We start from the raw sequence: 4,771 nt of genomic DNA on the forward strand, positions 1-4,771 counted from the left end.
CGCCGATGGGGCATTTCTCGCTGATCCGTTTCCGCAAATCGTGAGGATTTGACCGGGAACATCGGCGCCTCGTCCCTGTTTTCTCGTCATGAGGATCAATCGAACGCTCGCTTTGTCCTGTATGCTGATGCTGGCGCCGGCCGTTGTCGCGGCGCAGGCGCCGCCCGCGCCCGCCACGCCGCCGGCACAGACCGCGCCGCCGGCGCCGTCACGCACGGCCGTGAATTGCGCGCCGCAACAGCCTTCGCATCCGGGTGCTGCGGTTCCGGAGGGAACCACGACCGGGCAGGGCGGCCAGGCGCTCGGTGACAAGCTCGCCAAATCCGACGGTGTCCTGTGCCCGCCGGCCGGTGTCGATCCCGAAATGCGTGCGCCGACCCCGCAAGGCGGCAACACGCCGGTGATTCCACCGCCCGGCAGCCCCGGTGGCGACCCATCGGTCAGGCCGAAATAGCCTCTGTCTGCAATAAGTTGCGGTCCTGTCCGGGTTTGCTTGACAGGCGCACTTGCCACTCTTTATATGCCGCGCGTTCGCAGGTACGGCTTATGCCGCCGATCGCGAGCCCATGGCGGGGTAGCTCAGCTGGTTAGAGCACGGGAATCATAATCCTGGGGTCGGGGGTTCGAGTCCCTCTCCCGCTACCAACGGTCCCCCACTATTGTGGTGGGCCTTCGGAAAGACCTCTCCGCCGACCAATGCGGCCAGCTTTCCCTTGACCTCGATCTCGAAGCCTTCCCAAGGGCCTTTCGGGTGGACGATGACACTGTGCACAAGCGACCTGAAGTCGGCGACCAGCGGGCCCCGGTCGTCCTCCGCGCTTGCGTGGCTATCGTGTCGGCAAGCGCATTGACGGTTTCGATGTAGCGGTCCAGCGTTGCCGGATGCAGTGAGATGGGGGTAGGGGCCTCCTCGAGCGCAGCCAGTTCCGCCTCGACGCGCAACCGCTCTTGCTTCAGCTCGGCGATCCGTTGTTTAGCATCCTCCTCGGAAATCACGTACTTGATCACGAGATCAATGTTGCGCTGACGCTCGCCTTCGATCCGATCACGTTTGGCCTCTAGCCGCAGGCGCTCCGCAGAGGCGTTACCCGCAAGCCGCTCTCGCTCACTGTTGTAGTTGCGGACATAGGTCTCGATCAGCCGTGGGTCCTTCAACTCCTCGACCATCCCGCTGAGCACAAGTCTTTCGACGTCGCGCAGGTAGATGATCCTGCGATTTGAACAACTGCCACTCTCGCGCACGGCTGAGCAACGAATCCTGGTCTTTCCGGTCTTGTCGCGGTCGTGGACTGACATGCCAGATCCGCAGCAACCGCACCGAAGGAGACCAGACAAGAGATGCGGCGCCCGTCGCTTCATGTGACTGGCCAAGTGACCCTTCTCGGTTTTCAAAGCGTGCGCCTGCTCCCAAACGGATTGTTCGACGATCCGCAGTTTGGGCACATTAATGCTCTGCCACTCCTCACGAGGATTCGGGCGCTCTCGTCCTCACGCGCTTCATCCTCACAAGATGCTGCGCACTAGTGAGAGAAGCAGGGCGCTTATGCGCCGATCGTGGAATTGGTTATGATAGGGAACAAAACGGACAAACTCTCAGAAGATGATATCTGGACCGTCTTGTTCTGCCCGCGCCCACGTCACGAGCATGCTGCGCCATCAGATGCACGAGCCTTCAGATGCACGAGCCTTCGAGCAGACCGTTATGAGCAGCGGGATAACGATCGGCTTGGTTGATTTGGCAGCGCTTTCGTTCGAATTTGATCGCTTTCGTTGCGTTTCGGTGAGCTCCTTTCTGGTGCGAAACTGGTGCGGTCATCGGCTGTCGAAATTGAAGGAGTTGGACATTTGCCGCGATCGGCGTTGTGTCGATTTTGACTTTCGGACTTTCTATCCGCTAATCCGGGAAGATCGGGCTAGAAGGTCACGGTGACGACGATGGTGTCGGCGTAGGCTCCTGGTGGTGGCGAGGTTTGCGGTGGAACTCGCCCATAGACTGAAACGTTCTGAATCAACGCCGTTCCTGTGCCAAGCACGCAGGTATTGGCACCGGACGTGCAGGTTGTAGCGGATGTCGTGCTTGTCCAGGCGCCGCTCCGGGCCGCGTCCGTAAAGAGATTGTAATTGATGAAGCTGGAGCCTGCCTGCATGCGCCGTTGGCTGCCGCTTGCATGTAGTCCGTTGTCGAGGCCGATCGAGTACGGGGTCGTATTGGTGCACTTCACTGAAATCGTTCCAACGCCGTCAATGTTCGACGTCAACAGCGAAGCGTTACCGAAGTTGAGTGGCGTAGTCGAAACAATGCAATTTCCGGCGATTGTCGCCGTCCAGGGCGAGGAGCCTGCATTTGTCGTCGTCCCCGGGTTCGACGAACAATTCGGGCTAGTCAGAAGATAGGCCGCGTAGGCGACGACCGGAGAGGCCGTACTCCAGACGTAGGTCCCGGGTATCGTTGACTGCTGATTGGCGAGAAAGCGCCCATAGACGGTCAGAGTTTGTTGCGCGGGCCCGCCCAAAAGGGGAAGGCTGAGATTGATGCTGACGCCACCGGAGCCATACGCGGTGGTACCATATCCCCAGGATCCCCAAACCTGCGTGCGCCCGGAATCGGTATAGAGCTCGTGTATTGCCGTATTCGCCCCACTTCCAAGTGATCGAACCGAGCTGCTGCTGTTGGGCGCCCCCTGGTTGAATTGCACACACGCATTAACCGTGCAGCCGAGCGCACAGCCGCTGCATGTTACGGTAAATGTCGAGGTCGTGTCGACGGCGCCACCCGCCAGAATGTCGACGGATCCGTAGTTGCCGGACGCCGAGGTAACGGAGCAGCTTTGGGCATGGGCCGAAAGCGATGCCGCAAATTGCAGGAGCAGGGCGAAGACCAAAGTTCGCTTTGAGCCGATGACCACGATTTCGATCTCACGATGCGGGTTGGTCGGAACGGATGATCGGGGAGATTGATATAGGAAGACACTATTTTCGTATGAATGACTGCATCATCGGCACGCGATCCCGGGGATCCGGACTTGTTCGCCCGGCCGCGGAATAAACGCAAATGTGGCGCGGCAGCGTGTGTCGGCTAACTCGATTTCGGCTTCGTTCATTGACGATAGCCCCTTGATGTAGGCCTGCCCGTCGTAGCCTACGACAAACCTGTCTCCGCCGGTCATGTGGCCGACGGCTCCGGCCGGCAGAACGCGATTGTCAGGCCCGACAAAGGTAACCAGCGCAGCCGTCGTCTCCTTGCGGACGTCAAATCTGACGAGCATCCCGGCGCGATCGGCTGGAGCGACGATGTCATGCGTCGTTGCTGCTTCGTCGTCGACCGGAAGGTTCGTTGGGTCGATCGCAATCTTGTTCCTCTGATAGGACCGGAGCGTCGGAATCAGCAGCATACCGCTGGAATCGGTGACACCAGCCCGACGATTCTCGCTGAGGACCTCGACATCCGGCACGCCAGTCGCGACCACCGCGAAACTGTCGTCGATCCAGTTCGAAAGGAAAACACCACCTCCCATGGTGGTGATCGAACCGCGCAATTCCAGCGATCCCACGCTGCCGGATCCGGCCTGGCTTGCGCCTGCCTGGATGGTGCCGTAGCTCGACCTGTAGGAAGCCGTTGCCTCCCGGTACCTCGATGAGCCTTCGGAATCGTGGACGCGCCAGCCATAGCTGCCAGGCTCCGGCCCAAGCGACTTGACGGCATCAACGCTACCGGTCGTACCGCTCCGTCCGCTCGAAACCCCGGTCGTAACAGAAGCAGCGTCGCCAAAAGGGATGCTCAAACCGGCGAACACGCCGGTATTTCTTTTGGTACGGAAATCGTGGAAGACTGTGGAGAATATCGACGCATTATAGGGCAACGAACGCGAGTAAGAGGCCGTCACGATATTGGAACGATGGCTTGAGTCATCGCGCAGACCGACAAAGCTTGCACTCAGGTTGGCCCGGGGGTCGAACGGCATCGGAGCGCTGAAAGTGATGCGATCGAGTGCGACCGGCGCACGGGCGCTGCCATAGATGCCGGTCACATAGGCGAACGAGTTCGACAGCGAAGCGATTCTGCCGGGCAGGTAGTTGAACAGACCGTTCAGGTTTTGCAGGCCGCCGTTCAGCGTCGCGATGTTTTGCAATCTTGCGGTCGCCGAGGCAAGGTCGTCGTAGGTGCCGAAGGTGTGTTGCGAACTCGCCGAAATGCTCACGCCGAAGAGCCGGGTCTCATAGGAAGCGTAGCTCTGCAGACCGCGGTTCGTGCCGCTTCCGCTGCCAGCCAAGGCCACGGCGGCGACACCGATCGTCCCGGTTCTGAAGACACCACCGATGCCACCGTTGATGACGCCGGCTCCGCCTTCGACGTGCGCCTCTGCTGTCAAGCCGTCGTAGATACCTCGTCGCAGGGTTGCGGAGCCGACAGGCGAGCCGACATAGACGTCACTGCTCGAGCCGTAGGACAGCCGCGGCAATCCGCCCTCCACCGACCAGCTGCTCAGCCCGGGCGCAAGCAGGCTAGAGGTCGCATAAAACGGCGCCGACGTCTGGATTTCGTGACCTGCCGAATCCCGCACCACGAGTTGCGTCGTGCCGGCGCCGGAAATCAGCGGTACGTTGTTCACGCTGAAAGGGCCCGACGCGACGTCCTGAGAAAATGTCTTGATGTTGTTGACATAGACGTCGACGGTTGACGGCACTGCCGCGCTACCACCAATGGTCGCGAGCGGCGCGGTAATGAGATCGGGCCGCAGGGCAAAATCGCGTTGAGCCTGAAGGCCGCCGA

Annotated in this window: 4 protein-coding genes and 1 tRNA gene; 2 read left to right on the top strand and 3 right to left on the bottom strand. The window is 60.5% G+C overall.

The features are described 5' to 3' along the window. Positions 1 to 88 precede the first annotated feature (88 nt). Both FNJ47_RS44565 and FNJ47_RS44570 read left to right on the top strand, forming a co-directional pair. Positions 89 to 454 (top strand): hypothetical protein, encoded by a 366-nt coding sequence (locus FNJ47_RS44565; RefSeq protein ID WP_163162938.1) that lies wholly within the window; start codon positions 89 to 91, stop codon positions 452 to 454. Positions 455 to 568: 114 nt separating this feature from the next. Then, positions 569 to 645, top strand: a tRNA-Met gene (locus FNJ47_RS44570). Here FNJ47_RS44570 and FNJ47_RS44575 read toward each other — a convergent pair. The 3 genes from FNJ47_RS44575 to FNJ47_RS44585 form a co-directional block, all read right to left on the bottom strand. Further along, a complete protein-coding gene (locus FNJ47_RS44575; protein WP_236000540.1) occupies positions 640 to 1,296 on the bottom strand; it encodes a hypothetical protein in 657 nt (218 codons plus the stop codon). The genes FNJ47_RS44570 and FNJ47_RS44575 overlap by 6 nt on opposite strands. A 617-nt stretch (positions 1,297 to 1,913) precedes the next feature. After that, positions 1,914 to 2,906, bottom strand: coding sequence for a spore coat protein U domain-containing protein (locus tag FNJ47_RS44580; protein WP_163162940.1), 993 nt, complete (start codon positions 2,904 to 2,906; stop codon positions 1,914 to 1,916). A gap of 87 nt (positions 2,907 to 2,993) precedes the next feature. Continuing rightward, positions 2,994 to 4,771, bottom strand: a 1,778-nt coding sequence (locus FNJ47_RS44585; RefSeq protein ID WP_163162942.1) for a fimbria/pilus outer membrane usher protein, incomplete at its 5' end; no start/stop codon positions are given.

This window comes from Bradyrhizobium uaiense (assembly GCF_010811875.1).
In the GTDB taxonomy this organism is placed as follows: Bacteria; Pseudomonadota; Alphaproteobacteria; order Rhizobiales; family Xanthobacteraceae; genus Bradyrhizobium; species Bradyrhizobium uaiense.

What these genes read in the sequence shown, in the direction of transcription:
- FNJ47_RS44565 (WP_163162938.1), top strand. Translation starts at nt 89, where the DNA reads ATGAGGATCAATCGAACGCTCGCTTTGTCCTGTATGCTGATGCTGGCG.
- FNJ47_RS44575 (WP_236000540.1), bottom strand. Translation starts at nt 1,296, where the DNA reads ATGTCAGTCCACGACCGCGACAAGACCGGAAAGACCAGGATTCGTTGC.